This is a genomic window from Eubacterium ramulus (assembly GCF_003122485.1).
Lineage (GTDB): Bacteria > Bacillota > Clostridia > Lachnospirales > Lachnospiraceae > Eubacterium_I > Eubacterium_I ramulus_A.
Window position 1 is genome coordinate 1 of record NZ_JRFU01000248.1, and the last position, 1633, is coordinate 1633.

Annotated in this window: 3 protein-coding genes; all 3 read left to right on the forward strand. The window is 44.3% G+C overall.

The window, feature by feature from the left end; all coding sequences use genetic code 11:
- Window positions 1-147: 147 nt before the first annotated feature.
- The 3 genes from thiS to LG34_RS16265 are packed head-to-tail and all read left to right on the forward strand — an operon-like array spanning window position 148 to window position 1577.
- Complete coding sequence (gene thiS, locus LG34_RS16255; RefSeq protein WP_109217007.1) at window positions 148-354, forward strand: sulfur carrier protein ThiS; 207 nt, start codon at window positions 148-150, stop codon at window positions 352-354.
- A complete protein-coding gene (locus LG34_RS16260) occupies window positions 354-1160 on the forward strand; it encodes a HesA/MoeB/ThiF family protein (protein ID WP_109217008.1) in 807 nt (268 codons plus the stop codon). The genes thiS and LG34_RS16260 overlap by 1 nt, the downstream gene beginning before the upstream one ends.
- Window positions 1161-1577 carry a M67 family metallopeptidase gene (locus LG34_RS16265; RefSeq protein ID WP_109217009.1) on the forward strand — a complete coding sequence of 139 codons (417 nt, stop codon included), beginning with the start codon at window positions 1161-1163 and terminating at the stop codon, window positions 1575-1577.
- Window positions 1578-1633: the final 56 nt, after the last annotated feature.

Sequence of the window (1633 nt, forward strand, 5' to 3'; positions counted from 1 at the left end):
TTATTACTCACCACTTGCAGAAGTGGGAGTCTTCTCGACTGAGATAAAAGCTATCCAAAAAGCAGCAGTTGAACTGTAAAGATAAAAGCTATAAAAATAACAACAGTTGAGCTATAAAAATAAAGTTGTGAAAAGTGAGGACAAAACATGAAATTAAACGTAGCAGGAGAAAACAAAGAATACAAAGAGGGACTGACTGTCAAAGAACTGATCGCACTGGAAAACGTAGAGACACCAGAGTATGTAACAGTTTCTCTGAACGATGAATTTGTAGATCAGGGCGCTTTTGAGTCTACTACATTAAAAGATGGCGATGTTGTTGAGTTCATCTACTTCATGGGAGGTGGAAAATAATGGCATTCAGTAACGAGCAGCTTGAGCGTTACTCCCGTCATATCATTTTGAAGGAAGTAGGCGCCAAAGGACAGAAAAAACTGTTGAACGCAAAGGTTCTGATCATCGGAGCCGGCGGACTTGGTGCACCTTGTGCCATGTATCTGGCAGCAGCCGGTGTGGGAACCATCGGTATCGCAGATGCGGATGAGGTAGATCTCTCCAACCTGCAGAGACAGATCATCCACAGTACCGATGATCTGGGAAAAGCAAAAGTACAGTCTGCAAAAGAGACTATGAATCATCTGAACCCGGATGTAAACGTGATTACTTATCGTACTTTTGTTACTTCTGAGAACATTATGGATCTGATCAAGGATTATGATTTTATCATTGACGGAACAGATAACTTCCCGGCAAAATTCCTGATCAATGATGCCTGTGTTATGGCGAAAAAACCATTTTGCCATGCAGGAATCATCCGTTTCAAAGGTCAGCTTATGACCTATGTACCGGGAGAAGGTCCGTGTTACCGTTGTGTATTCAAAAATCCACCGCCAAAGGATGCTGTTCCGACCTGTAAACAGGCAGGTGTCATCGGAGCCATGGGCGGTGTCATCGGAAGCCTGCAGGCTATGGAAGCCATCAAGTACATTCTGGGACAGGGCAAACTCCTGACCGGAAGTCTTCTGACTTACGATGCGTTGGATATGGAATTCCGCAAGATAAAATTACCGAAAAATACATGCAACTGTCCGGTTTGCGGTGATCATCCGACCATCACAAAATTAATTGATTACGAACAGGCAGAATGTGAGGGAATTTAAATGCAGATCAAATTAGCACAGAGTGATTTTGATACGATGGTGGACTGGGCAAAAGAACATCTGCCGGAGGAGAGCTGTGGACTGCTGGGCGGTACAAAAGACGGTGATGTCCGTACCGTAAAAAAAGTGTACTATCTGACAAATATTGATCACACCAACGAGCATTTTTCCATGGATCCGAAGGAACAGTTGAAAGCCATCAAGGACATGCGTGTCAACGGACTGACACCGCTTGGGAACTGGCATTCTCATCCGGAGACACCGGCGCGTCCGTCTCAGGAAGATATCCGTCTGGCTTATGACAGTACAGCGTCTTACCTGATCTTGTCTCTGATGGATGCTGAGCATCCGGTGTTACATGCGTTTACAATTGTGGACGGCACACCGACAAAGGACGAGATCGTATACGAAGCATAATTTTATAGTTACAGTTCACTCATCACATGTATTCAGGTAATGATCATGCTTGCATG